The organism is Alkaliphilus metalliredigens QYMF, assembly GCF_000016985.1.
Taxonomy (GTDB): Bacteria; Bacillota; Clostridia; order Peptostreptococcales; family Natronincolaceae; genus Alkaliphilus_A; species Alkaliphilus_A metalliredigens.
On record NC_009633.1, the window covers coordinates 985,173 to 1,008,867 of the forward strand.

At 37.4% G+C, this 23,695-nt stretch carries 20 protein-coding genes, 7 tRNA genes and 1 pseudogene; 25 read left to right on the forward strand and 3 right to left on the reverse strand.

Features of this window, described 5'->3' with window-relative positions; translation table 11 throughout:
• Position 1: 1 nt before the first annotated feature.
• The 3 genes from AMET_RS04660 (at position 2) to AMET_RS04670 (ending at position 3,053) form a co-directional block, all read left to right on the forward strand.
• Positions 2-649, forward strand: coding sequence for an MDR/zinc-dependent alcohol dehydrogenase-like family protein (locus tag AMET_RS04660; RefSeq protein ID WP_012062210.1), 648 nt, complete (start codon positions 2-4; stop codon positions 647-649).
• The gene (locus AMET_RS04665) at positions 612-1,583 is read left to right on the forward strand and encodes a lysylphosphatidylglycerol synthase transmembrane domain-containing protein (protein ID WP_012062211.1); all 972 of its coding nucleotides are present in this window, start codon (positions 612-614) and stop codon (positions 1,581-1,583) included. Before AMET_RS04660 ends, AMET_RS04665 begins: the two co-directional genes overlap by 38 nt.
• Positions 1,584-1,667: 84 nt before the next feature.
• The gene (locus AMET_RS04670) at positions 1,668-3,053 is read left to right on the forward strand and encodes a hypothetical protein (protein WP_012062212.1); all 1,386 of its coding nucleotides are present in this window, start codon (positions 1,668-1,670) and stop codon (positions 3,051-3,053) included.
• A 73-nt stretch (positions 3,054-3,126) separates the two neighbouring features.
• On the opposite strand, the gene AMET_RS25550 is transcribed toward AMET_RS04670, so the two are convergent.
• On the reverse strand, positions 3,127-3,294 hold the full coding sequence (locus AMET_RS25550; RefSeq protein ID WP_157047154.1) for a hypothetical protein: 168 nt from the start codon (positions 3,292-3,294) through the stop codon (positions 3,127-3,129).
• Positions 3,295-3,389: 95 nt separating this feature from the next.
• On the opposite strand from AMET_RS25550, the gene AMET_RS04675 reads away from it, so the two are divergent.
• The 16 genes from AMET_RS04675 to AMET_RS24830 all read left to right on the forward strand — a co-directional run bounded on the left by AMET_RS04675 (position 3,390) and on the right by AMET_RS24830 (position 12,795).
• Positions 3,390-3,998 (forward strand): hypothetical protein, encoded by a 609-nt coding sequence (locus tag AMET_RS04675; protein ID WP_012062213.1) that lies wholly within the window; start codon positions 3,390-3,392, stop codon positions 3,996-3,998.
• Positions 3,999-4,026: 28 nt separating this feature from the next.
• Positions 4,027-5,010 carry an AIR synthase family protein gene (locus AMET_RS04680; protein ID WP_012062214.1) on the forward strand — a complete coding sequence of 328 codons (984 nt, stop codon included), beginning with the start codon at positions 4,027-4,029 and terminating at the stop codon, positions 5,008-5,010.
• 228 nt (positions 5,011-5,238) lie between these two features.
• The gene (locus tag AMET_RS04685; RefSeq protein ID WP_012062215.1) at positions 5,239-7,398 is read left to right on the forward strand and encodes an N-acetylmuramoyl-L-alanine amidase family protein; all 2,160 of its coding nucleotides are present in this window, start codon (positions 5,239-5,241) and stop codon (positions 7,396-7,398) included.
• 160 nt (positions 7,399-7,558) lie between these two features.
• Complete coding sequence (locus AMET_RS04690; RefSeq protein ID WP_012062216.1) at positions 7,559-8,080, forward strand: DUF2179 domain-containing protein; 522 nt, start codon at positions 7,559-7,561, stop codon at positions 8,078-8,080.
• 75 nt (positions 8,081-8,155) lie between these two features.
• On the forward strand, positions 8,156-9,154 hold the full coding sequence (locus AMET_RS04695; protein WP_012062217.1) for a GerMN domain-containing protein: 999 nt from the start codon (positions 8,156-8,158) through the stop codon (positions 9,152-9,154).
• 169 nt (positions 9,155-9,323) lie between these two features.
• Positions 9,324-10,091, forward strand: coding sequence for a ribonuclease PH (gene rph / locus AMET_RS27275; protein ID WP_012062218.1), 768 nt, complete (start codon positions 9,324-9,326; stop codon positions 10,089-10,091).
• A gap of 23 nt (positions 10,092-10,114) precedes the next feature.
• Entirely contained in the window at positions 10,115-10,726 is a 612-nt protein-coding gene (locus AMET_RS27280; RefSeq protein ID WP_012062219.1) for an XTP/dITP diphosphatase, read from the forward strand.
• Between the two features lies 1 nt (position 10,727).
• Positions 10,728-11,201, forward strand: coding sequence for a YfcE family phosphodiesterase (locus AMET_RS04710; protein WP_041720360.1), 474 nt, complete (start codon positions 10,728-10,730; stop codon positions 11,199-11,201).
• Positions 11,202-11,470: 269 nt separating this feature from the next.
• A tRNA-Gly gene (locus AMET_RS04715) sits at positions 11,471-11,544 on the forward strand.
• An 8-nt stretch (positions 11,545-11,552) separates the two neighbouring features.
• Positions 11,553-11,629: transfer RNA gene (locus tag AMET_RS04720), tRNA-Arg, on the forward strand.
• A gap of 42 nt (positions 11,630-11,671) precedes the next feature.
• Positions 11,672-11,747, forward strand: a tRNA-His gene (locus tag AMET_RS04725).
• 36 nt (positions 11,748-11,783) lie between these two features.
• A tRNA-His gene (locus AMET_RS04730) sits at positions 11,784-11,859 on the forward strand.
• Between the two features lie 4 nt (positions 11,860-11,863).
• Positions 11,864-11,939 (forward strand) — tRNA-Gln (locus AMET_RS04735).
• 35 nt (positions 11,940-11,974) lie between these two features.
• Positions 11,975-12,051, forward strand: a tRNA-Arg gene (locus AMET_RS04740).
• 15 nt (positions 12,052-12,066) lie between these two features.
• Positions 12,067-12,143: transfer RNA gene (locus tag AMET_RS04745), tRNA-Arg, on the forward strand.
• A 496-nt stretch (positions 12,144-12,639) separates the two neighbouring features.
• On the forward strand, positions 12,640-12,795 hold the full coding sequence (locus AMET_RS24830) for a hypothetical protein (RefSeq protein WP_157047155.1): 156 nt from the start codon (positions 12,640-12,642) through the stop codon (positions 12,793-12,795).
• 2 nt (positions 12,796-12,797) lie between these two features.
• Here the strand turns inward: AMET_RS24830 and AMET_RS27285 are convergent.
• Positions 12,798-13,280 (reverse strand): annotated as a pseudogene (locus AMET_RS27285) (site-specific integrase); the annotation flags it as partial.
• 48 nt (positions 13,281-13,328) lie between these two features.
• The gene (locus AMET_RS27290) at positions 13,329-13,427 is read right to left on the reverse strand and encodes a hypothetical protein (RefSeq protein ID WP_083761087.1); all 99 of its coding nucleotides are present in this window, start codon (positions 13,425-13,427) and stop codon (positions 13,329-13,331) included.
• Here AMET_RS27290 and AMET_RS04750 point away from each other — a divergent pair, their 5' ends adjacent.
• From AMET_RS04750 to AMET_RS04770, 6 genes are all read left to right on the forward strand, one after another.
• Complete coding sequence (locus tag AMET_RS04750; protein WP_012062221.1) at positions 13,428-13,679, forward strand: hypothetical protein; 252 nt, start codon at positions 13,428-13,430, stop codon at positions 13,677-13,679.
• A 118-nt stretch (positions 13,680-13,797) separates the two neighbouring features.
• Positions 13,798-14,022 (forward strand): hypothetical protein, encoded by a 225-nt coding sequence (locus tag AMET_RS04755; protein ID WP_012062222.1) that lies wholly within the window; start codon positions 13,798-13,800, stop codon positions 14,020-14,022.
• A gap of 164 nt (positions 14,023-14,186) precedes the next feature.
• A complete protein-coding gene (locus AMET_RS25560) occupies positions 14,187-14,360 on the forward strand; it encodes a hypothetical protein (RefSeq protein ID WP_157047156.1) in 174 nt (57 codons plus the stop codon).
• Positions 14,361-15,766: 1,406 nt separating this feature from the next.
• Positions 15,767-21,613: an S-layer homology domain-containing protein gene (locus AMET_RS04760; protein WP_012062223.1), complete on the forward strand. Its 5,847-nt coding sequence runs from the start codon at positions 15,767-15,769 to the stop codon at positions 21,611-21,613.
• A 481-nt stretch (positions 21,614-22,094) separates the two neighbouring features.
• On the forward strand, positions 22,095-22,496 hold the full coding sequence (tnpA, locus tag AMET_RS04765; protein WP_012062224.1) for an IS200/IS605 family transposase: 402 nt from the start codon (positions 22,095-22,097) through the stop codon (positions 22,494-22,496).
• Entirely contained in the window at positions 22,493-23,614 is a 1,122-nt protein-coding gene (locus tag AMET_RS04770; RefSeq protein ID WP_012062225.1) for an RNA-guided endonuclease TnpB family protein, read from the forward strand. Before tnpA ends, AMET_RS04770 begins: the two co-directional genes overlap by 4 nt.
• The last annotated feature ends 81 nt before the right edge of the window (positions 23,615-23,695 follow it).

The window sequence follows — 23,695 nt, forward strand, 5'->3', positions numbered from 1 at the left end:
AATGATTATAGTTCGTGTGATAACAAAATTATTTGAAAGATTAATTGTAGTCTTTCCATTAGGAGCCCATGTATTATTTAGGTTATATTATTGTAAAATTGTAAAAAGAGAAATGCTACTGGGAGAAGTAACAGAGTCAGATCAAGTGCTTTGTATTGGTGGTGGGCCAATTCCCGCCACCGCATTGGAAATCGCCAGACAAACGGGAGCTCGTGTAAGCGTAATTGATAATGACCCAAGGGCTGTGAAAATGGCTCGAAGATTTGTCCGTGAATTGAAATTAAATGAAGCAGAAAGAATAGAAGTGATGTTTGGGGATGGAAAGCGGATCGATGCAAAAGGGTATACCATCGTACACATCGCTAAACAAGCATATCCTCATGACCAAATTTTAAAGAATATATTAGGTCGAGCCCCTGGGGGAGCAAGAATTTTAGTGAGATGTGAGCAGAATGAGATCAAGCAATTTCATGCCCATGTTCCTGAGATGACCTCCTGCAACAAAGGGCAGTGCATTTTTCATAAACATTCACAAAGTCAACGGGCTACCATCGTATATACCAAGGAACAGAGGAGGGATAAGATTGAAGAAACTCCTTTCTCTTTTGACTATGTTAGGCATTATCATAATCATCGGTCGGTGGGTTGATTGGCAAGGTTTCGTATATACCTTTAATCAAATAAGCCTGCCAAGATTAATTCTTGCATGTTTGCTTCAGCTCATTACCTTGGGATTAATTTCTTTTCAATGGATTAAAATGGGACAATACCTTAACTTGAGAATCTGTTTTTGGAAAATGTTAGACATTAATTTGACAGGCACCTTTGTTGAAAGTATCACCCCCTCAGTAAAAGCAGGAGGAGAAGCCACAAAGGCCATGATGCTGTGTTCTCAATTTAAACACTCTATCAGTGAAGCAGTCAGTTTAGTGGGATTACAAAAAACTATCAGTTCAATAGGTTTTATGATCATGAGTGGCATGAGTGTGTTGTGGTTTTTATTATTCACAGGTATTCCCATGGCGGACAAGAAGATCGTCGGAGGAACGTTCATCCTATTTGTACTATTTATCACGACATTATTATGGTTGCTGATGTCGTCTGAAATCCATTGGCTCTGGGCTAAAATACCGATAAAACAAGAAAAGCAACTGAAACTAATGCAAATTGTAAATGAGTTCCAAGGAAATTTCCGAAATGCTTTAAGGGACCGACGTTTTTTTGCTATTCAATTAATGTTATCATTGGGAATTTGGAGTTTGTTTGCAGTAAAAGCCTATTTAATAGGCCAGGCATTGGGGCTAGAAATAGGCTTCTTTGCCATTGCTTTAACAACCTATATTTCGTATATGGTGGCCATGGTACCATTAACCCCTGGAGGGATAGGTACATTTGAGGGTATGGCGATTCTACTGATGGGATCCTTAGGGGTACCCACAGCAAAGGCAGCAGCCTTTGCCCTCATATTGAGATTTGTGACTTTTTGGTTTGTTTTTTTACTTAGTGCCCTTTATCTACTTATAAAAAATGCAATTAAGATAATTACTAAAAATAGCACTACCGACGCACCATCACCCTATTAATTCATAATATGAATGAATAGGGTGATTTTTTTCTACTAAAAAAAGCTCCCTATGTTGAAGAAACAAAGAGAGGGAGGAGAGAAAATGGTAGAGCTGAATTTAGTACATTGGATTTATATTGTAATGGTATTTATCGTATTGATTACATTAATTATGAGAAAAGACATTGCAATTCCCTGTATTATAGGGGTGTTTTTGATTGGTTTGGCAGCAAATCTTGGCGTAGCAGGAGCAGTAGGTGGTATTTTTACTTCATTTATGGTATCTGCATCAGAATTATTAAATATTATTATGGTTATATCAATCATTGTGGCCATGTCGAAGCTGCTTGAAGAGCTTGGAGCCAGTGAATTAATGGTAAGGCCCATGACAAAGCTAATCAAAACACCTGATCAGGCTTTTTGGTTTATTGGTATTGTTATGCTGATTACATCTTGGTTTTTCTGGCCGTCTCCTGCCACACCCTTGATTGGAGCGGTATTACTACCTGTAGCCTACAAGGTTGGGTTACCAGCCATGGGTGCAGCCATGGCCATTAATTTATTTGGTCATGGGATTGCACTGTCCACAGATTTTGTCATTCAGGGAGCACCGACCTTAACAGCCAGTACATCCCATGTGGATATTACAGAGATCATGATGGGTGGATTACCACTTTTTGCAGTGATGTCTATTGTAACTGTTACCATGGCCTATATTATGTTGAAGAGAGACATGAAACGAGGGATTCTAAAGGCCAGTGAGGTTGTGGAAAATATCGATGCTACCCCAAAGGAGTATAAAAGAACAGCCCGATTGGGAGCCATACTAGTACCCTGTGCATTCACCCTGACAATTGTTGCTATGTTTATGTTAAAGTTAAGGGGGGGATCTGCCACTGCACTTGTTGGAGGAACAGCTGTATTGGTATTGGTTATTATATGTATTGCAGAGTACAAAACAGAGGCCCTCAATGAAATTACGAAATATATAAAAGAAGGCTTTATTTTTGGAATGAAAATATTTGGTCCCATTATACCCATTGCGGCATTCTTTTATATGGGATCCATGGGTTCCTTTGTACGGGTTATGGGTGAAAATGTATTGCCAGCGTCCTCCCAAGGGATCTTAGCAGATGTAGGGAGACAGCTGGCGGCCACTGTGGCAATGAATAAACCAACAGCGGCAATTATGGAAATGACAGTGGGTGTCATTACGGGTTTAGATGGTTCGGGTTTTTCAGGAATTGCATTGTCGGGTTCAATGGCTCGGGTCTTTGGTACAGCTGTAAACGGAAGTGTAGCAAAATTAGGGGTGCTAGGACAAATTGGCGCGGTGTGGGTCGGCGGAGGTACCATCATTCCTTGGTCTGGTTTAATTGCAGTAGCAGCAATCTCCGGAGTTTTACCAATGGATTTAGCTAGAAGGAATTTTATTCCAGTAATGACTGGATTAATCGTCACCACCATTGTAGCAATGTTCTTAATATAAACAAAAAAATGGCTAACTGTGGGATTGTACACGGTTAGTCATTACTTACATAATTTAAATTAAAAGGACGATACTAAAATAAATCATGCAGTTCAGATTCTGTGGTTTTTGAATGACTTTCTTTCTTATCTCTAAAATAGGCGCACCCTTGGTGACTTGAGTCAGAAGTTGTTGTAACATGTGTTAACATGCAATTTCCTTCGCTTTCATGCATACAGGAGCTTGTACAATAGATAGTCATGAAAGTCACCTCCCTAATGATAGTTTGAGTCAGATCGTGGAATGAATACCTTGAAATTATTGTAATGAAATATATTAATTGAGAGGCGGTAAATTATGTTTTTTGAAGATTACACAATAACAGGAGTTGTTTACCATATTGCACCCATTAATGATATAAAAAAGATACTCCAAGAAGGGATTAAATTTGATGACAAAAGTAGCTACCACAGTAAATATTTTGAATTTCATCAGATGTTTGATGACATGAAATCTTCTGACATACCTTTATGGGTTCAAAGAAAAAAAGCTATTTTTGCTACACTGAATTATAGAAAAGAACCACATTTCCATTCTCATACGGTCCTAATGGCCTTGAAGGTTGATCCTAAGAAATGCTGGATTGCCAATGAAAACTCTGCGAATCAATTGTACGAGCCATTTATACTCCAAGATATAGTGTGCTTCCGTGGGGCTCATGAGTATATTCAAACAAAGGGAAGACATTTAGTTGATACTTATTGGCAAGAGTCCATAAGTTTTACAGATAATCTAGACCATCGGTTAGACTTGATAAATGGATATGATGCAGAGGTATTGATTATGCATGATGTGCCACCTGAGGATATTCAGTTATTATATATCATATCGGATCATCGGCTATTAACCATCAAACAGTGGCAGGGTATATTTTGCGATTCGAATCAGAAAAAAGATATGGTATAATATTGTTAGTTATATGAGGGGGAACGCTATGAAGATCGGAAAGGTACCTACAGAAATATTAAAGGAAGTCATCTTTTCAAATATTCAGCATAGACGGTCTGAAGTCTTGGTGAGACCTTCTATTGGAGAGGATTGCGCAGTTGTGGATTTTGAGGAGTACGTCTTAGTCATGAGTACAGATCCCATCACAGGAGCCGGTAAGGATATTGGAAGCTTAGCCGTACATATTTCATGCAATGATATTGCTTCTAATGGTGTGGCACCCTTGGGAATCATGTTAACGATTTTAGCACCACCAAATACAACAAAAAAAGAGTTGGCCTTGGTCATGGAGGAAGCAAATCGTGCAGCAGCATCCGTTGATGTTGAAATTATTGGAGGACATACAGAGATTACAGATGCGGTTAATCGAATGGTCATTAGTAGTACAGCCATTGGGAAACAATTGAAGAAGGAAATGACAGTTTCATCCGGTGCCCAAGTGGGAGACATTGTGCTCATGACAAAGCATGCAGGGCTAGAAGGTACGGCCATTATCGCAGGGGATTTAGAGGACAGGCTTTTAGGAAAAATTTCTAAAGAAACACTTCAAAGGGCCCAAGACTTTGGAAAAGACATTAGTGTGGTGAAAGAAGGGGTTTTAGCAGGACGGGTTGGCGTTACAAGTATGCACGATGTAACTGAAGGAGGCATTTTAGGTGCACTCTGGGAAATGGCAGAGGCCTCAAATCTAGGTATTAAAATTGAAGCTGATAAAATTCCAATTCGAGAGGAGACAAAGGAAATTTGTCACCACTTATCCATAGATCCATTGAGACTGATCTCTAGTGGGGTTATGGCAATGACAGTGGTGCCATCTAAGTTAGCGTTGCTAATGAAAACATTAAGGGCTGAAGGCATCCTAGTGACCCAGATAGGTACAATAGAAGTGGGAGAACGTGTACTTCTTAAAGAGAACATAAGGGAAGAATTACGGCCACCAGATGTGGATGAACTTTATAAGGTGATTTAGTTGGTATTTTGTCATGAAGCAAAAATAATATTGATAAAAATAGGCCAAAAGGTCTAGTTTTTTTCGTGGAAATACAGGAATTAATTACATGTTCATTACAATTAACCAGATATGTTGACATAAGATTTGGCGCAATGATATAACTAGTATATCGGCATGTAGTAATAGTAGGACTAAGAGAAGATAATGTCGAAAGAGTCATAAAACTGATTTAGGAGGGGCAAGAAAATGAAGAAAATTCTTTTATTTATGATGATTTTTCTGACATTAATGACATCCTTTGCTTTTGCCAATGAAAGCCTTCCACAGCAAAGAATGACCATGGATGGACAGAGCACAAACTTCTATATTGTACAATTAGCTTTAGGTGGAAAAAAGGTTTCTTCTGATGTGCCTCCTGTAATTTACAATGACAGGACCCTGGTGCCAGTGGCAATTATCTCTCAGCATATAGGTGCTGATGTGAAGTGGGATCCAGAGAAGTATCAAGTAACGATTACTAGAGAAGACAGAGAAATTGTTTTAACCATAGATAGTGCCACGGCAACTGTCAATGGAGAAAAGAAACAATTACCCGATGGCGTACCTGCTAAGATTATTACCCACCAAGATCGTGGTAGAACATTTGTCCCTATTGGATTTATCAGTGGTATGCTAGGATTAGAAGTGAAATGGGATAATAACACAAGAACAGTAGCCATAAATGAAAAAGAAAAGAGTAAGGAAGAAGAAGTAAAAGAAGAAGTAAAAGAAGAAGTAAAAGAAGAAGTAAAAGAAGAAGTGAAAGAAGAAGTGAAAGAAAAGGAAAATACAGTGGTTGCTAAGGACTTTAATGTCGTGACGAAAAATGGGGTTCCAGAGATCCGTATTAAAACGGGAGAAAAGGTTCTACATAACGAATTAAGGTTAGTTAATCCCGATAGACTGGTAATAGACTTTAAAAATACAAAGCTTGCTTTAGATGACCAAAGTAAATTAAATGTAGATAAAATGGTAAGAATCGACGTAAATAATACTGTGTTGAAGGAAGTTCGCGCTTCCCAGTTTGAAGTTAATCCTGATACAACTCGTGTGGTAATGGAGCTTAAAAAAGCGATAAACCATGAAATTATATATGACCAATCTACTGGTGAAATGGTAATTCGTTTTATCAATCAAGTGAATCATGTAAGAATTGATGACATGAACATGAAGAAGGTTGTTGTTATTGAGGGTGGAGCTATTGATGATTATAATGTGATGCATCTACATGATCCAGAACGATTGGTGATCGATGTTAAAGGATCTGTTCTAGACCCTAATATGAAGCTTCCTACTAGGAAACCTGATGACAAGGTGATTGCTGGGATTCGAGTTGCACAATTTAAACCAGATCATCACTATCAAGCAGATGATCAAATTGTGAGAACGGTAATTGACCTGAAGGAGAAGAAGAGTACAGATGAATTTTATTTTGAAGTCAGAGAAAATCAATTGATTGTACATATAGAAGGCAAGCCCTTTGAAAGTATTATTTATGAGGAAACCGGCTGGACTGCCTCAACACTTGTTTTACGAGGCGACAGAGAAACAGACTATCGGGTGACGAAAAACCAAGGTTCCGATCGATTGAATATTACTGTGTCAAAGAAGGATTTCAATAAAGAAATTTCCAACATTACAATACAAGATCATATGATTAAGGAAATTAATTTGTTTGAAAACAACGCTGATGAATATGTGTTTGAAATTGTGTTGCAACAGGGGGTAGAACATGTTATCATGTCCAATAATCCAGCTAAAGATCTAGTACTTGTGCTAAGGAATGAAGAGGCTCAATACCGCCAACGCTTAGTTGTCATAGATGCAGGCCATGGGGGAACGGATCCAGGGGCGATATCACCAAATTTAAAGCTTAAAGAAAAGGATGTCGTATTGGATGTAGCCCAAAGGCTCAACAAGTTTTTAATGGATGCAGGCTTTAGGACTTACATGATTCGAGACAATGATACCTTTGTGGGCTTATATGATAGAGCTGAGATTGCCAATCAGCTTCAGGCAGATTTATATGTGAGTATACATGCCAATGCTGCAGCCAATACCGCAATTAATGGGACTGAGACGTTTTATCATAAAGGGGCACAGACAACGGAAAGAGAGACCCTGAGTAGACGAATGGCCCAGCTTCTCCAAGAAGAAATAGTAAAAGAGCTACAATCTACAAATAGAGGGGTGAAAACAGCAAACTTTGTGGTTGTAAGAGAGACCACTATGCCAGCTGTATTACATGAAATTGGATTTTTAACCAACCCTAATGAAGAAAGTAAGCTCAACACTTCAGCATATAGAGAAAAGACCTCCCAAGCAATGTACAGGGCAATTGCACGTTATTTTGAAGAAGTACAATAAGCAAAATATGAGATTAAAAGAAATGGTTCCTAGATTTATTGGGAACCATTTTTTTAAGCGGTTCAAATTTTAAAAAAGGATCAATAATAATGGGACTGTGATTAAAATTGTCCCACTAGTATAATAAATATATAGAGGTGTATTTTAAGGAGGAATTGAGATGGAATTAGTTTTAGGATATCTATTTATTTTTGTGGCCAGGGTAACAGATGTTGGTATGGGTACTGTACGAATGATTATGGTAGTCAAAGGAAAGCGTATCCAAGCAGCGGCTATTGGTTTTGTAGAGAGTATTATCTATATATTAGCCATTGGCAAAGTTTTGGAGGCCTTAGATAATCCGGTGAATATATTGGTATACGCAACTGGTTTTGCAGCAGGGAACTATGTGGGGATTTATATAGAGGAGAGAATGGCTTTGGGGAACATCATTGCACAAGTGATGTGTGATCATAATGTCATGCAACTAGTTGATCTGCTCAGAGATGCAGGCTTTGGGGTTACGGTGGTAGAAGGCTATGGACGAACGGGGATTCGACACTTATTGAATGTTTCATTGCAACGCAAAAATTTATCTAAACTTTACAATGTATTAGATACTCATGATCACAAGGCATTTATTACAGTAACCGATGCTAGGTCCATTCGGGGTGGGTACTTTACCTCAGTAAAAAAGAAATGACGAATAGTTCGAGGACTTCTCTAATATAATTGTAGAAAAAGTGGAATGGATTATATTAGAGGGGGACGAAAAGTTATGAAATTTAGTAGAGGGATTACCTTTGTACTATTATTGACAACGATATCATTATCATTATTAACTGCCTGTGGAAACCCATTAGCAAAACTAGTGGGATGGGAAACTGTTGAAGAAGTGCATTATGTAGTAGATCAACCATGGAGTCAAGACAATGAACTAAGAGAAACGGTACTTTATTATAGAGACGATAAAGGCTTACTGATTCCTGTCATGAGAAGAATTCCCTGGCAGGAGGGGATTGCAAAGGCAGCTCTAGAACAGCTGGTAGATCAGCCTGTACTTCGAGACGATTTAGCCACCATAGGATTGCTACCAGTATTGCCACCGGGAACTGAAGTCATAGGGATCTCCATCAATGAAGGGCTTAGCAAAGTGGATTTTAACGAGCAACTTCTCGCTTATCAATCAGAAATAGATGAAAATGCGATTGTGAAATCAATTGTGTACACCCTGACTGAATTTGATAGTATAGACCAGGTTCAAATTATGGTAAATGGAGAAATGCTAAACAAATTAACCTATGGAGCCAAAGTCAGTAATCCAATAGAACGAGGAAATATTAATTTAACCGACTCTATGGACCCAGAAAGTGTACCAGTTACCCTATATTATAAGGGAACAGTCAATGGAGAAGATGACTTTTTTATACCCATCACACGAGGGCTAAATGTATTAAAAGCAGATACAAAATCGGTTTTGACAGCCCTAGTAGAGGGGGCACCAGTGGGAAGTGGATTGCATAGTGAAATACCTTATGGCGCTAGTATTAATGATGTTTATGTGAGGGATGGAATTGCATATATTGACTTTACAGAAGAGATTAGAAACGTTCCAGTCAACGAAAAACATCAACAGTCCTTAGTCTACGAATTAGGGCTGACCCTAAGGGAAGTAGAACCAAGTATTCATCAAGTGAGAATTCTATCTGGGGGTAAAGAGGTAGAATTAGGTAGCAATGTGAGTTTGAACATACCACTACATTCAAATAAATACTAAACACAAAGAAGTCTAAGGAACCCTTGGACTTCTTTTAAAATGTAATTATGGTTATTAAAATATAAATACTGGACAATATAATGGTGGAAGATCAACACTTGGTAAAATTCCCTAAGCAATAAAAATATGGTACAATAAAAGAAGAAGAAAAGAGAAAGGAAGATGTATTTTGAGTCGAGTAGATGGAAGAAAATTTGATGAATTAAGACCTGTAAAATTCACTAAAAATTATACAAAGCACGCACAAGGGTCAGTCCTTGTTGAGATGGGAGAGACTAAGGTGATTTGTACAGCCATGGTTGAGGAGCGGGTGCCTCATTTTTTAAAAAATTCTGGAAAAGGATGGGTGACTGCAGAATATTCTATGCTACCTAGCTCCACCAACACAAGAAAGATCAGAGAATCAAGTCGTGGAAAAATAGAGGGAAGAACCCAAGAAATTCAAAGACTGATTGGACGAGCTCTTCGTTCTGTTATCGATCTAGAGGCCCTTGGAGAGCGTACAATCTGGATTGATTGCGATGTGATCCAAGCTGATGGTGGCACAAGAACAGCCTCCATTACAGGGGCGTTTATTGCATTAGTAGAAGCAATTAATTCAGTAAAAGAAGCAAAGAAGATTACATACATACCAATCAAAAACTATGTATCGGCCATTAGTGTTGGGATTGTTAACGATCAGCCTGTATTGGACCTTTGCTACGAAGAGGATTCTAAAGCAATGGTAGATATGAACATTGTCATGACTGATATGAAAGAGTTTATTGAAGTTCAAGGAACCGGAGAAGAAGCACCCTTTTCCCGAGACAGTTTGATGGAGCTCTTGAGACTAGGTGAAGAAGGAAACGCCCAACTGATTGCTTTACAAAAAGAAGTCCTAGGCAGCTTAGCTGAAGAGATCGGTAAAAATGATAAAGACGTGACTGGAGAAAAATAGGAAACAAGTTGAGGTGAAAAGAAATGAAGCATCAAATTGTTGTCATTGCTACGGGAAATAAACATAAGCTTGAAGAAATTCAAGAAATTCTTAAAACATTTCCCATAGAAATTAAATCCATGAAGGATGTTGGACTAGAAGGGTTAGAGATTATTGAAGATGGTGTGACATTTGAAGATAATGCAAAAATCAAAGCCAGAATCATTATGGAAAAGACGGGATATGTAACCATCGCTGATGATTCTGGACTTGAGGTAGATTACTTAAATAATGAACCAGGCGTTTACTCAGCACGATTTGCTGGAGAAAATGCCACGGATCAAGAGAATAATGAAAAACTTTTAAAACTCCTAAAGGACATACCAATGGAAAGTAGAAAAGCAAGATTTGTGTGCGCCATGGCAGCTATTTTCCCAAATGGAGAGGAAATTGTTTTAAGAGGAGAATGTCCAGGAGTAATAGATACTGTACCTAGAGGAACCGGTGGATTTGGATATGATCCCCTCTTTATCGTACCGGAATATCAGTTAACCTTTGCGGAATTAGGCGCAGAAAGAAAAAATGAAATCAGTCACCGGGCAAGGGCTCTAGAAAAAATGAAAATTTTGTTAGAGGACAAGTTAGGAAGTGAATAAAGTGAAGATCGGTGTTTTAGGAGATAGTCATGGTGGGTTTGAAAACATAGGCCTAGCCATGAAGCATTTAGGTCATGTCAATCTAATCATTCATACAGGAGATCATTATAGGGACCGAAGTTATATAGAAGAAAATTATCACATTAAAACAATAGGTGTATCGGGAAATTGTGATCAAGAGGGGCCTGATGAAGTGGTTCAAATAATCCATGGGAAAAAATACTTTATCAGCCATGGGCATATTTATGGTGTGACACATGGTATCAATGGTATATTCTATAGAGGAAAAGAGCTAGGGGCTGATGTGGTTATTTTTGGACATACCCATGTCCCTTTAAACGTAAAAGAAGAAGGCATGATTATATTAAACCCTGGAAGTGTAAGCTCACCAAGGGGAGATAGTCAAAAAAGCTGTGCTCTAATGGAGATCGGAGCGCATCGCCATTTGAAAGTTTCCCTAATAGAGTTAGAATAGTCAGAATGTAAATTCAATGTAATCATTAAGACCAGGCAACACATTTTATTCTTGATTAATGAGTTGGACCAGTAAAAAATCAGTAAATCAGTGTATAATTCATCTGGTTTTAGCACATCCTGTATAAAGGATAGAAAATTCCATTGACATATGAGTCGTTTTTATGTATAATGAACCTTGTTGTTTAATGATTATTTAACAATTTATTGACAAAATGATAACTATATGATAGTATAATCAAATGTCAGGAAAAACAACTGGAGATTTATGCGGGTGTAGTTTAGTGGTAGAACTTCAGCCTTCCAAGCTGATCGCGAGGGTTCGATTCCCTCTACCCGCTCCAATAAAAATGTGCTCATAGCTCAGCTGGATAGAGCAACGGCCTTCTAAGCCGTAGGCCCGGGGTTCGAATCCCTGTGGGCACGCCATTAAATAAACAACAAAATGAATATGGTAAACAATATGATATGGCGGGTGTAGTCAAGTGGTTAAGACACAGGATTGTGGTTCCTGCATGCGTGGGTTCGAACCCCATCACCCGCCCCATTTCACAAAAGGCAACGATATAAACAATATAATATGGCGGGTGTAGTCAAGTGGTTAAGACACAGGATTGTGGTTCCTGCATGCGTGGGTTCGAACCCCATCACCCGCCCCATCATTGGGATATAGCCAAGTCGGTAAGGCAACGGACTTTGACTCCGTCATCCGCAGGTTCGAGTCCTGCTATCCCAGCCAATTCATCCAGAGCAGAGTCAAGTCTGCTCTAAAATGTGCTCATAGCTCAGCTGGATAGAGCAACGGCCTTCTAAGCCGTAGGCCCGGGGTTCGAATCCCTGTGGGCACGCCAAGTATAAAAAAATATGCGCCTTTAGCTCAGCTGGATAGAGTTGCAGACTTCGAATCTGAAGGTCGGGGGTTCGAATCCCTCAAGGCGCGCCAGTGATTGCAAGACTTTCAGAGAATGTATAATTCTTTGGAAGTCTTTTTTACTACTACTTTACTACTACTAGAGAAAAAAGACAAAAATTAACCATCAAAATGAGGTTTTGACGGTTGTAGATTTATTTTTCTAAAGTCCTTCATTACTGAAGGATTTTTTTGTTTTCAAATAAGAAGTCAATTTTAGATGCCGCAGCTTTCTTAACTTCGGGCATCACGTGAGAATAAGTATTAAGGGTTAATGCTATATCAGTATGTCCTAAGAGCTTTTATACTACCTTTGGATGTTCATTTATTTCTAACAACCTGGTAGCATACGAGTGCCTATTATGGAGAGCTCTCCATAAGAGACATTATGTAGAGTCAATTTTTATGGGGAGTAATTACAGTTGTTTGGTTAAATACTCGCATTTTATGTTTAATCACTCACCATAATAAACAGCATCTTTTACAGTCAGGGGTAAACCTCATTTATATACGGGATTTTCTTGGGCATGTGAACTGTTCAACAACTGAAGTTTATGCTAGAGCTGACAGTGAGATGAAAATAAAAGCAATAGAAAGTGCATATATTGACTTGGTACCAGATTCTGCTCCTAAGTGGGAAGAAGATGGGGATCTAATGAGTTGGTTAAATTCACTCTGTGATTAATATTATGGGGAGTGATTAAGGAAAATGTCATTGTAATTCAATGACTTGCTAAGGGCACTCCCCATAATATCTAACTCTACATAATGACGCAAGGCATGGAAATTAACATTCTCTAAACCAGCTTTTTTTACAAGACTTTTAAATTTCCTATCAAGATTTCTAGCATCTATAGGTTTTCCTAATTCGGTGCAGAAAACAAGATTATAACTATCATCATATATACCATTTGTAAGTTGTTCTTCTTGAAGTTGTCTTTCTTTATGCAGTTTTAGTTCCTTTATAACGTTATGAGGTAAGGGAATAGACCTTCTCCCTGCTTTTGTTTTAGGCTCTTGAAATATTGTCTTTGTTTTAGGGCCATCCTTATTATCGAAATCTTGAACCCTTTTAACTGTTTGATTTATGTTAATTATTCCCTCTTCTAAATCTATATCTTGCCATCTTAGAGCTAGGAGCTCATCCTGCCTTACTCCGGTTCCTAATGCGACTACAAATGCTGAACTAGCCTGTCCTCATCTAAAGTATCAAGGAAACTATTCTGCTCTGCCCCTCTCAAGCTTTTCATTATAAAGGTTTTGCAGGTGATCTGGGCGCAAGTTTTTAAGATGCCAGTTTCCAATGGAGGGTATGATATGAACCCTAACGACCTGTTCATAACTGCCAAATGTACAATAACGTTAGGAATCAACGGGAAAATAGCCGTATTAAAAAATAGGTATGAAACAGAGTTACCGTGGACAGAGGTACACTTTGAAAAGGAAACAGGATTATTATTAGAAATCCAAAAGGAAACAAGTGAGATATTTGGCTATACATTCAGATGGGATACAGATATACCAAAAGATTTTACGGAGGTACAAGTAGGAATCCCATGGGATGATTAAATAGAGAGAGATAAAAGAATGAATCAAATAACGAGCTAAGTTCTATAGACTAAGTTTGGTATATATATAATGATGACAAGCATTGAAATTAAGAGGATTGAAGGAGGGAGTATAGGGTTTGCAAGATATAAGATTACAAAATCCCCAGCAAGTGCGTAGGCTTCTGAATAGGAAAATCAATCAACTGTTAAAAGATGAAATAGAAACTGGTAAAGCTCGGTGCATTGGCTACTTATCATCTATTTTGCTTAAGTCTATTGAAGTGGAGGAACTAGAAACTAGAATTCTTAAACTAGAAGAAGTGGCTGATAATCCAAAAAAGCAGTATAGTAGGAAGTATTAATTATATTCAGTGGCTAAATGTCTCTAATAATCAACTGATTGGGTTAGTGTAGAGGTAATGTCAGGAAGAGTTCCAGTTCAGACAATGATAAAGTTGAGAATAGAAGAACCTGGAGTGCTACTGAAGAATTTTTAGAAAAGGTTTCTTCGTGGAGGCTGTAGAGGATGAGATTAAATAATAGACTACAAAAATTAGAACATAAGCTTATTGACGTTGGTAATAAAGGGCTGTGTGTTATTTTTACTTGGCATGATGATGTTGTAGTATCATGGAAAGGAATAAAAGAAAGATATACAAAATTAAAAATTAAATTCATAACTTACTCACCTGGGTATTGATCATAAATAGTAAAAACTGATAAAACAACTATAGTGCTTAGACATAGATACATAAGAACAGAAAAAAGCCAATACAAGCTAATAATGGCCTGTAGGGGCTTTTTTCATATGAGTATATAAAGGTATGAAAACACGTTTTAAAGCCTATAAGACTAATGCGGCGCCATATAATTCATTTTGTACTTCTAAGGTTACTAAAATAATATTTCTTGTAGAATGACACGAAACTTATTGCATGTTAGTGGTTCTAAATAAAGTTAAATTACACTAACTGCAGAAGGAAAATGTTGTTTTAGGCAAAGTGTTTATTTGAAATAGTGCGCCTTATTTTCATAATTATGTAAACAACTGTTACAATTGAGATGTAAGTATTGGCGCATAAGATGTAACGTAGGTATGACGAAAAGGATTATTTCACTCTATTACAATTTTTTGCACAAAAACAAGGTTTTTGTAGAATATAAAAGGAAAATACGTTTTTTTATAGAATGTACACGTTAGGGTATACATAATGTCCAAAATACAAAAATGAGAGGATCAAGCTAGTAAAAGAGTTAGGGAAGATGGCAAGATCTCTATAAATCAGTATATTCGTCAAAAGTCTAAAGAAGGAGAGTGGATAAATGCGTTTTCCAGTATGCTTTTGTTTTTGAGATTTTCATCTTTGTCTTGTTTAAAACAATTAAGAATAAATAATCTGACATCCTTAGTAACTGTATCTGATTCTCTTACATACTGCTTTCTTACATCAGGACGTGCAGAGCCGTCACAGTACTTTTTTACTGTTTGTCTTGAGACACCTAATCTCCAAGCAATAGAGGGCTGGGATTCACCTTCAAGATCGCTCTTACGATATCTTTGTACATGTCCATTTCAACCTTCACACCTTTCATCCTCCTGTCAAAACATATCACTATATTTTACAGGAAATTTATGCTAGGTGGTAAACTAATTCAGTAGCGAAATGGCTCTAAGTGGTACACTAATATAATATCATTCACACGAAGTGTACCTGAGTTAGAAGCAATAGCAAAAAACCACTCTTTAACTTATTGCGATAATGACTATTGAACAACGGTGTTTGGCCACCAACTTACTAATAGTGCCACACTTCGGTTTTCTCCTGCTAGAATTTATAAGAACCAAAAGAAAACTTTAGAATTACTTAAGGTTGCCTTAAACTTGTTAGATGTCGAAAAATGTTATTATTGTAGTGAAAGAGTCAAATTATGCTTAAACATAGCAACTAATTACCTTTACACAATCTTGAAGAAGGTTGGCATGAATATATTAATTGCTTATTAGTGAAATCTACTATGCAAGAAATTATAAGGAAAAAGTATTGGGATGTAATATTCACATAAATAAACAAATCTAGAACGTTAAAGTGAAAAGGAGGATAATCTATGAATTGCAAAAAAAAGTACGAAAGAAGCATTTCACTATTTCTAACCATTCTTATGGTGATATCATTAATGGTTTCCACAAGCGCACAACCAAAACTATCTGACATTGCAGGACATTGGGCAGAAGGAACAATCAGGTTTATGGAATCGGAGGACATTATAGGAGGATATTCAGATGGTACATTTAAGCCCGACAATAATATAACACGAGCAGAATTTGCTACAATAGTTGTAAAGACGTATGACCTTCAAGGCGAAGAGGGAAAGATATTTAAAGACACTAAAGGTCACTGGGCAGAGAGTATTATAGCCACAGCAAATTATCATGGTATTGTTGGAGGATACGATGAAAATTCATTTGGCCCCGATGACTTTATAACACGTGAGCAGATGGCTGCCATGATAGTTAATGCTACTGAAATTTCCGATATAGATAGCAGCATAGTGTTTAGAGATGACAACGAAATTTCATCATGGGCAAAAGAACATGTAGATAAGGTAGCAACAGTAGGATTAATGGGAGGTTATTCAGACAATACATTTAGACCTCAAAGGAATGCCACTAGAGCTGAAGCAGCAACGGTTTTAAATAATGCAATGAATTTACTGAACGAAGAAGAAAAGAGTACCGTTTTTAATAAAGCAGGGGTGTACGGAGATGAAGATAAAACAACAGAAATTTTCAATGACGTGTTTATTAAAGCCAACGGAGTTACCCTTGATAATTATGTAATCCATGGGAATTTAACTATAACAGAAGAAGTTGGTGATGGTGAAGTTACTTTAAACGACGTAGACGTAAACGAAATTATATATGTCAACGGTGGTGGAGCTAACTCAATTTATATAAACGGAGGAAGTCATAAAGAACTAGTAGTTAATAACACTCCAACAAAAATTGTTAGAGTGGTAGTAAGTAATTTAGGTAGAATTAACCTAGAAATTTCAGAGGAAGCAGTAGACCAAGAAGTTATATTAGAAGGTCCATTTAATAATGTATCAGTAAAGGGAAACAACAATACTGTTACTACACAAGGTAAAACTACCGTAGAAGAAATCAACGTTTCAAAAGAAAGTTCTAATGCTACGTTGCAAGTAAATAAAGATACTATAATAGAAAAATTAATACTTGATTCAAAAAGCACAGTTAACAATGAGAAAGACACTATAAAAGATATTTCGGGGTCAGAAATGGCATCTTCTAGTATATCAAATACAGTGGAAAGAGAGAGAAGCGGCGGAGGAAGCAGTGGAGGAAGCGTTACGACCCCATCATATTCTTTAAATATTATTGCATCTAAGGGTAATGTGACAGGTGGGGGAAGTTATACAGCAGGGTCTGATATTACACTTACAGCTGAACATCATGCTGGGTATGAATTAGCATACTGGGTGGAGGACGATGAAGTTATAAGTAGTGACTTAACATTTGAATACACAATGCCATCATCAAACACAACAGTAACCGCCTATTTTGTAAAAGAGGGATACATTCCAATAAGAACATCGGAAGATTTAGATGAAATTAGAAATAACTTAACAGGAAACTATCATCAAATAGCTAATATTGATTTAAAAAACCAAGAATGGACACCTATAGGTCCAGGAATAGATATGGGAAGGGGCCTGCCTGCTAAAGATTCAACATTTACAGGAACCTTTAACGGCAATGGATTCAATATAGAAAACCTTAGTATAAAAAAGGAACCAAATTTTGACGGAATAGAAACAACGGAAGATATCGACAACTTATTCTTCGTAGGGTTATTTGAAGTGGCTATGGGGGCAGATTTCAAAAATATTAACCTGATAAATGTAGAATCAGAGGGTCTTATAGTAGGGTCTTTAGCAGGGTCTTTAATCCAAAGTAATATAAAAAATGTCCACGTTACAGGAAATGTTCATGGTGGAGGCGCAACAGGTGGGTTATCAGGACTTACAGAAGATTCAACTATAGAAAATGTGTCCTTTAAAGGAAATGTCAGTGACAATGTGTCTTGGGAGGTTCCTGAAAACATTGTAAAAGGTGTTGGAGGTTTAATAGGGTATGCAGGAGAATCTACAATATTAAAAAGTCTTACATCTGGTGAAGTAGAAGGGGATATCTATATAGGTGGACTTATTGGATATTCATATATATCAGTAATAAATAGTAGCGAAAGTAATTCTGACATATCAGGAAATAAGTACACGGGTGGACTAATAGGAAGAATGTATGAAGGAGAAATCAACGGTAGTCACTCAGAAGGCAATATTTCTGGAGAAGAATTTGTTGGAGGATTAGTAGGAAGTATATATAGTTATAACGATAACAAAGCATTTATAAAAGACAGTCATGCAAGTGGAGATGTAGAGGGATTAGATAATGTTGGAGGATTAGTAGGAATATCCCAAGGAGTCATAGACAGTAGTCATGCTACTGGAGATGTTATCGGAGGGCAGCAAGTCGGAGGTTTAGTAGGAAGAAATACCAGAGAAGTCACTAACAGTTACGCCCTAGGAGTAGTTAGAGGGTACAATGAAGTGGGTGGGTTGGTAGGAAATAACAGTAGTGCTAATAGTAGCGTAATAGGAAGTTCAGCTAAAAATATTAGTATAGTCAGATTAGAAGGTGATGAAACATCCTTTGGAAGAGTTGTAGGATTCAACGAAGGAACATTAGAAAACAACTACGGAAATACTAGTATGTTAACTCCTTACGAAGGTGCATTTGATACAGTAGGAGATGACGATATAAATGGACAGAATAGAGATTTCAGCCAGATGTATAAAGTAGAGTTTAGCATTTCGGGAGGAACTGGGGATATTGATGCAACCGTAGATGGTAATATCATAAACTCGGGGGACAGTCTATATAAGTATACAACTGTTGAAATAGAAGTAAGACCTGAAATCGGTTACAGAGTTAAAAACTGGAAAATCAATGGAGAAGATATTGGGGATGTAGGAAAAACAAACAAAACACTACAAATAGATTCCGATTATGATACAGAAGTCATACTGGAAGTAGCGCCAAATAACGATATAACATTTACAGAACAACCGAAAAACGGTTTTATAGAAGGAGAAGGTAGTTACGAAGAAGGAGAAGTTGTTAACCTTAAAGCTACACCTGATGCAGGGTACGAATTAGCTTATTGGGTAATAGATAATGAGGTTGTGAGCCATCAACCAAACTTTGAGTATACAATGCCTTCAAGTAATAAAGAAGTAAGTGCGTACTTTGTAAAAGAAGGGCACTTACCCGTAAGAACAGTAGAAGAGTTAGATAATATCAGAAACAATTTAGATAAGAAGCATTATCAAGTAGCAGATATAGACTTACAAGGTCTTGATTGGGTACCTATAGGTGTGTACGATGAGTTAAAAGACGCACCACCAGAAAAAGAAAACGCATTCAATGGGACGTTCGATGGAAGTAACCATACAATATACAATCTAACAGCAGTAGAAGACGAAGGTCTTACACCAGAAGAAAAATACGCAGGAGAAGGAATACCGTTGGCAGGCTTATTTGATGCAGCCGTTGAAGCAACATTTAAAAACATAAATATAATAGATGCTAGTACGGGAGGATTCATATCAGGGGCATTAGTAGGGTATTTAGCAGATAGTACCATAGAAAATGTACACGTTACAGGAAATATACAGGGGCATGTTATAACAGGAGGAATAATTGGAATAATGGAACGGGGAGAAATACGTGGAAGTTCCTTTATAGGCAACGTAGAGTGTACACCAGGCGATATAGGACAATCAGGAGGCATACTGGGACTTGGGGAAGAAGATGTTACAATTATAGACAGCTTCTCCGAAGGAACTGTTACAGGACGAAGAAACGTAGGTGGTTTAGCAGCTTCTATGAGAGACGGGCATATAGAGAATAGTTACTCGAAATCTACTATTAGTGGGACTGAAGACACAGGTGGTTTAGTGGGACTAGCTGACGGAACCGCAGTAATAGATAGCTATGCAGAAGGAGATGTTTATGGCGTTTCAAGCGTAGGAGGTCTAATAGGTAGAGTCTCCGCAAATGACGGCAGAATGACTGTTGATAGCAGTTATGCTACAGGAAACGTAACGGGTATACACAGAATAGGTGGTTTAATAGGTAATAATAATGGTGAAATTAATAATAGTCACGGGTATGGCGACGTCGAGGGTGACCGTTATATAGGCGGTTTAGTAGGGGATAATCAATGGAAAATTAAAGATAGTTCTGCATCAGGAACAGTTAGTGGAAACTATTTTGTCGGAGGGATTCAAGGCATAGGTAGTAACATAGGGTCATTAGAAAACAGCTCAGCTAAAAATCCTAGTATAATAAGATTAGAAGGAGAAGAAACTTCCTTTGGTAGAATTGCAGGAAGAAACGAACTTAATTTAGCAAACAACTATGCTAGAGTAAATATGGTAGAGCCATTCGAAGGTGCATTCGACATTACAGGATTAAATACGATTAACGGAGAGAGTGTAGACTTTAACGCAGAATATAAAGTTGAATTCAGAACCACAGGAGGAAACGCAACAATCGAAGCAACTGCCGAAGGTAGTAGTTTAAGCTCAGGAGATACAGTACAGAGTCTTAAAACAGTCGTATTTAACGTAACGCCAGAAAATGGTAACGAAGTCGTTAGTTGGAAAATAAACGATGTGGATATAGGTAACGAGGGACAAACAACCAAAGAAATAGTTGTAGCTTCTGACATTGACATTGAAGTCATAATTCAAGAACCAGACCCTTCATACAGCGTTAATTTCAGTTCACAATACGGAGAGGTTACTATAGAGGCGATAGTAAATGGTACTAACATAGGGGACGGGGACAGAGTAACCGTTGGAGATACAGTAGAATTTGCAGTAAACTATCCTATTAAATACGAAGTAGAAGACTGGGAAGTTAATGGGGTAAGTACTGGAGTAGACAGTAACGAATACCAACTAGAAATTACAGAAGATGTTACAATAGAAGTGATACTAAAAGAATTACCAACACACCAGATTAGCTTTTCTGTACAACCTAATGATGGAGCTACAATAACTGCCGAACTGGAAGACTCAACTAAATTAAGTTCAGGAGATGGAGTTCCAGAAGGAGCTATAGTAACCTTTAAAGTTGAACTTAATGATAATTATATAATATATGGTTGGATGGTAGGTACAGACACAGTAGGGATTGGTCAAAAAGAAATTCAACTATCTATAGAAAGTTCGACAATGGTAAATGCACTACTAGAAGAAGCGCCTGAGGAAACTCAACCTATAGCACATACTGAAGTAGAATTAATTGTAGGGAACACATTTAATGAGAGTTACACAGCAGGAAACCTAATAACAGATGCTGTCAATAACACTGTAACAGATGAGGTTTACGGAAACATCGCCTTTTTACCAGGAAATATTATGGACACGGTAAGCAGCATTAGTCCAGGACCTGTGTATGAAAAAGATTTAATTGAAATATACACAATGTTTATCGGTATCAACAATGTAGTAACAGGGGAATTAAAAGGACAAGACATTAAAGATTTTCTACTCACAGAATCACAAAAATCCAATAATGCACCTGTGCAGGTTTCAGGAATAAAGTACGATGTTTTTATAGGAGATGAGGGTACAGTTACAGATGTAGAACTATTCATGATGGACGGGGAAGATTTAGACTTAGACGAAACTTACAAAGTAGCATTTTGTTCTAACGAATACGAGGAGTATAACTTAGACGGTAAAATATCAAACAAAGCTACCACTTCAGATACAATAAAGGATATACTAATAGACTATGTAGAAAATCTTTTAAATCCTATACCAGCTTCTTTAGGGGATACTAGGATTAAGGTAATATAAGACAGGTAAACTCATATTGAAAAACCAAAAAGGGCTGTTGCACTAAGTAATTAGTGCACAGTTCCTTTTTTGATATATATAAAATCCCAGGCTGCAAAAATATGGAGGTTTAATGGTAAACGGTAAATAATGCGTTTACTTTGTACTTTCGAAGTACGTTGAAACAGGATTTGAAGAGCTTGATCAGGAGAAGCTACCACGCTTACTGGAATTAAAATATCACTCAATTGCAGATGCAGTAGAGGAGCTTGGTGGAGTGCAGAAGATAGAAAAAACTTTTATGGCTTTTCAGAAACATTTGTATAAGAAAAAAGCATCATAGTAGTACATTGCCGGGTGTATTAAAGTATCTTTATCTTAATACAACAAGAAGTCCCCTATCCTCTATAGGTGGGGGATGAATTGTTGTCCCTTGAGCCGCGACCTAATATATGGTATAATATACATAATTAGTCATATCCCATATAAAGAAGGTGTACTCATGGAATTAGATAATAATAATCACTCGGTATTCTTGATGTACTATCATCTTGTTTTGGTGGTAAAGTACAGACGCAGGGTAATTGATCACCCTATTTCTGAAGAACTCAAAGCCATATTTGTCAAAATTGCGTCAAATTATAATATCACCTTACAGGAATGGAACCATGACATAGATCATATACATATTTTGTTCAAGGCACACCCTAATTCACAACTATCAAAATTCATCAATGCCTATAAAAGTGCAAGTTCAAGACTCGTGAAAAAAGAGTATCCTGCCATAAGAGAAAAGCTATGGAAGGAGTATTTCTGGGCCAGGAGTTTTTGCCTATTGACCACTGGGGACGTATCGGTAGAAGTGATAAAAGGATATATTGAAAGCCAAGGTGAAAAGTCATGAACAAAGCCTATAAGTATCGAATCATTCCAAACAGAGAGCAAGAAGAACTCATCAAGAAAACCTTCGGATGTGTTCGATTTATCTACAATCAAATGCTTTCAAATCGAAAAGAAATATATGAAAAGTATAAACATGACAAGCTAGCATTGAAACAACAAAAATATCTCACTCCCGCCAATTATAAGGGTGAATTTCCATGGCTAAAAGAAGTAGATAGCCTGGCACTTGCAAATGCCCAACTCAATCTAAATACAGCCTATGGTAATTTCTTTAGAGATCACTCAATTGGATTCCCAAAATTCAAAAGCAAGCATAGAGATAAAAAAAGCTATACAACCAATAATCAAAAAGGAACCATCAGACTGGTGGATAACAGTCATATTCGGGTGCCCAAATTAAAAGGTGTAAAGATAAAGATGCACAGACAATTACCTGAAGATTCAGTGATTAAGTCTGCTACCATTAGTGAAACGGCTACAGGGAAATATTATATATCCATACTTGTGGAGTTTGATATACAAATAGATTTAGTCATGGCAACTAAGGAAACAACACTAGGATTAGACTACTCTTCAAAAGAACTATATGTAGATAATGAAGGAGACATAGGCAACTATCCTAGATATTATCGCCAAGCCGAAGCAAAGCTTAAAAAAGAACAAAGAAAGCTATCTAAACGTAAAAAAGGTAGCCAAAACAGAGAAAAGCAACGTCAAAAAGTAGCTAAACTTCATGAAAAAGTAGCAAATCAAAGAAAGGACTTCTTACACAAGAAATCAAGGCAGATAGCCAATGCCTATGATGCAATCGTGATAGAAGATCTAAATATGCGAAGCATGGCACAAGGATTAAAACTTGCTAAGTCAACTAATGATAATGGATTTGGTATGCTAAGAACATTTTTAGAATACAAGCTCAAGGAACAGGGAAAGCAACTTGTGGTCATTAACAAATGGTATCCCTCTAGTAAGCTTTGTCGATTTTGTAATAGAGTCAATAGGGACTTGACACTTTCGGAGCGTGTTTGGACTTGTTTCTGTGGAGAAGTAATTGAGAGAGATATAAACGCTGCAATCAATATAAGGAATGAAGGATGTAGAATAATAGGCGTAGCCTAGAATAGATGAAGAAACCGTTGGGCAGACGGAGTTAGCTTGGTAATTATATCAGCATGAGCTGATACGTCCCAAGAAGCCCCC

Excerpts from the sequence above, each read along its gene's own strand:
- AMET_RS04760 (WP_012062223.1), top strand. The coding sequence starts at position 15,767 with ATGAATTGCAAAAAAAAGTACGAAAGAAGCATTTCACTATTTCTAACC.
- AMET_RS04665 (WP_012062211.1), top strand. The coding sequence starts at position 612 with ATGTTAGGCATTATCATAATCATCGGTCGGTGGGTTGATTGGCAAGGT.
- AMET_RS04685 (WP_012062215.1), top strand. The coding sequence starts at position 5,239 with ATGAAGAAAATTCTTTTATTTATGATGATTTTTCTGACATTAATGACA.
- AMET_RS27280 (WP_012062219.1), top strand. The coding sequence starts at position 10,115 with ATGAAGCATCAAATTGTTGTCATTGCTACGGGAAATAAACATAAGCTT.
- AMET_RS04695 (WP_012062217.1), top strand. The coding sequence starts at position 8,156 with ATGAAATTTAGTAGAGGGATTACCTTTGTACTATTATTGACAACGATA.
- AMET_RS25560 (WP_157047156.1), top strand. The coding sequence starts at position 14,187 with ATGAGATTAAATAATAGACTACAAAAATTAGAACATAAGCTTATTGAC.
- AMET_RS04670 (WP_012062212.1), top strand. The coding sequence starts at position 1,668 with ATGGTAGAGCTGAATTTAGTACATTGGATTTATATTGTAATGGTATTT.
- AMET_RS04770 (WP_012062225.1), top strand. The coding sequence starts at position 22,493 with ATGAACAAAGCCTATAAGTATCGAATCATTCCAAACAGAGAGCAAGAA.
- AMET_RS04675 (WP_012062213.1), top strand. The coding sequence starts at position 3,390 with ATGTTTTTTGAAGATTACACAATAACAGGAGTTGTTTACCATATTGCA.
- AMET_RS04690 (WP_012062216.1), top strand. The coding sequence starts at position 7,559 with ATGGAATTAGTTTTAGGATATCTATTTATTTTTGTGGCCAGGGTAACA.
- tnpA (WP_012062224.1), top strand. The coding sequence starts at position 22,095 with ATGGAATTAGATAATAATAATCACTCGGTATTCTTGATGTACTATCAT.
- AMET_RS25550 (WP_157047154.1), bottom strand. The coding sequence starts at position 3,294 with ATGACTATCTATTGTACAAGCTCCTGTATGCATGAAAGCGAAGGAAAT.
- AMET_RS04750 (WP_012062221.1), top strand. The coding sequence starts at position 13,428 with ATGAACCCTAACGACCTGTTCATAACTGCCAAATGTACAATAACGTTA.
- AMET_RS04680 (WP_012062214.1), top strand. The coding sequence starts at position 4,027 with ATGAAGATCGGAAAGGTACCTACAGAAATATTAAAGGAAGTCATCTTT.
- AMET_RS04660 (WP_012062210.1), top strand. The coding sequence starts at position 2 with ATGATTATAGTTCGTGTGATAACAAAATTATTTGAAAGATTAATTGTA.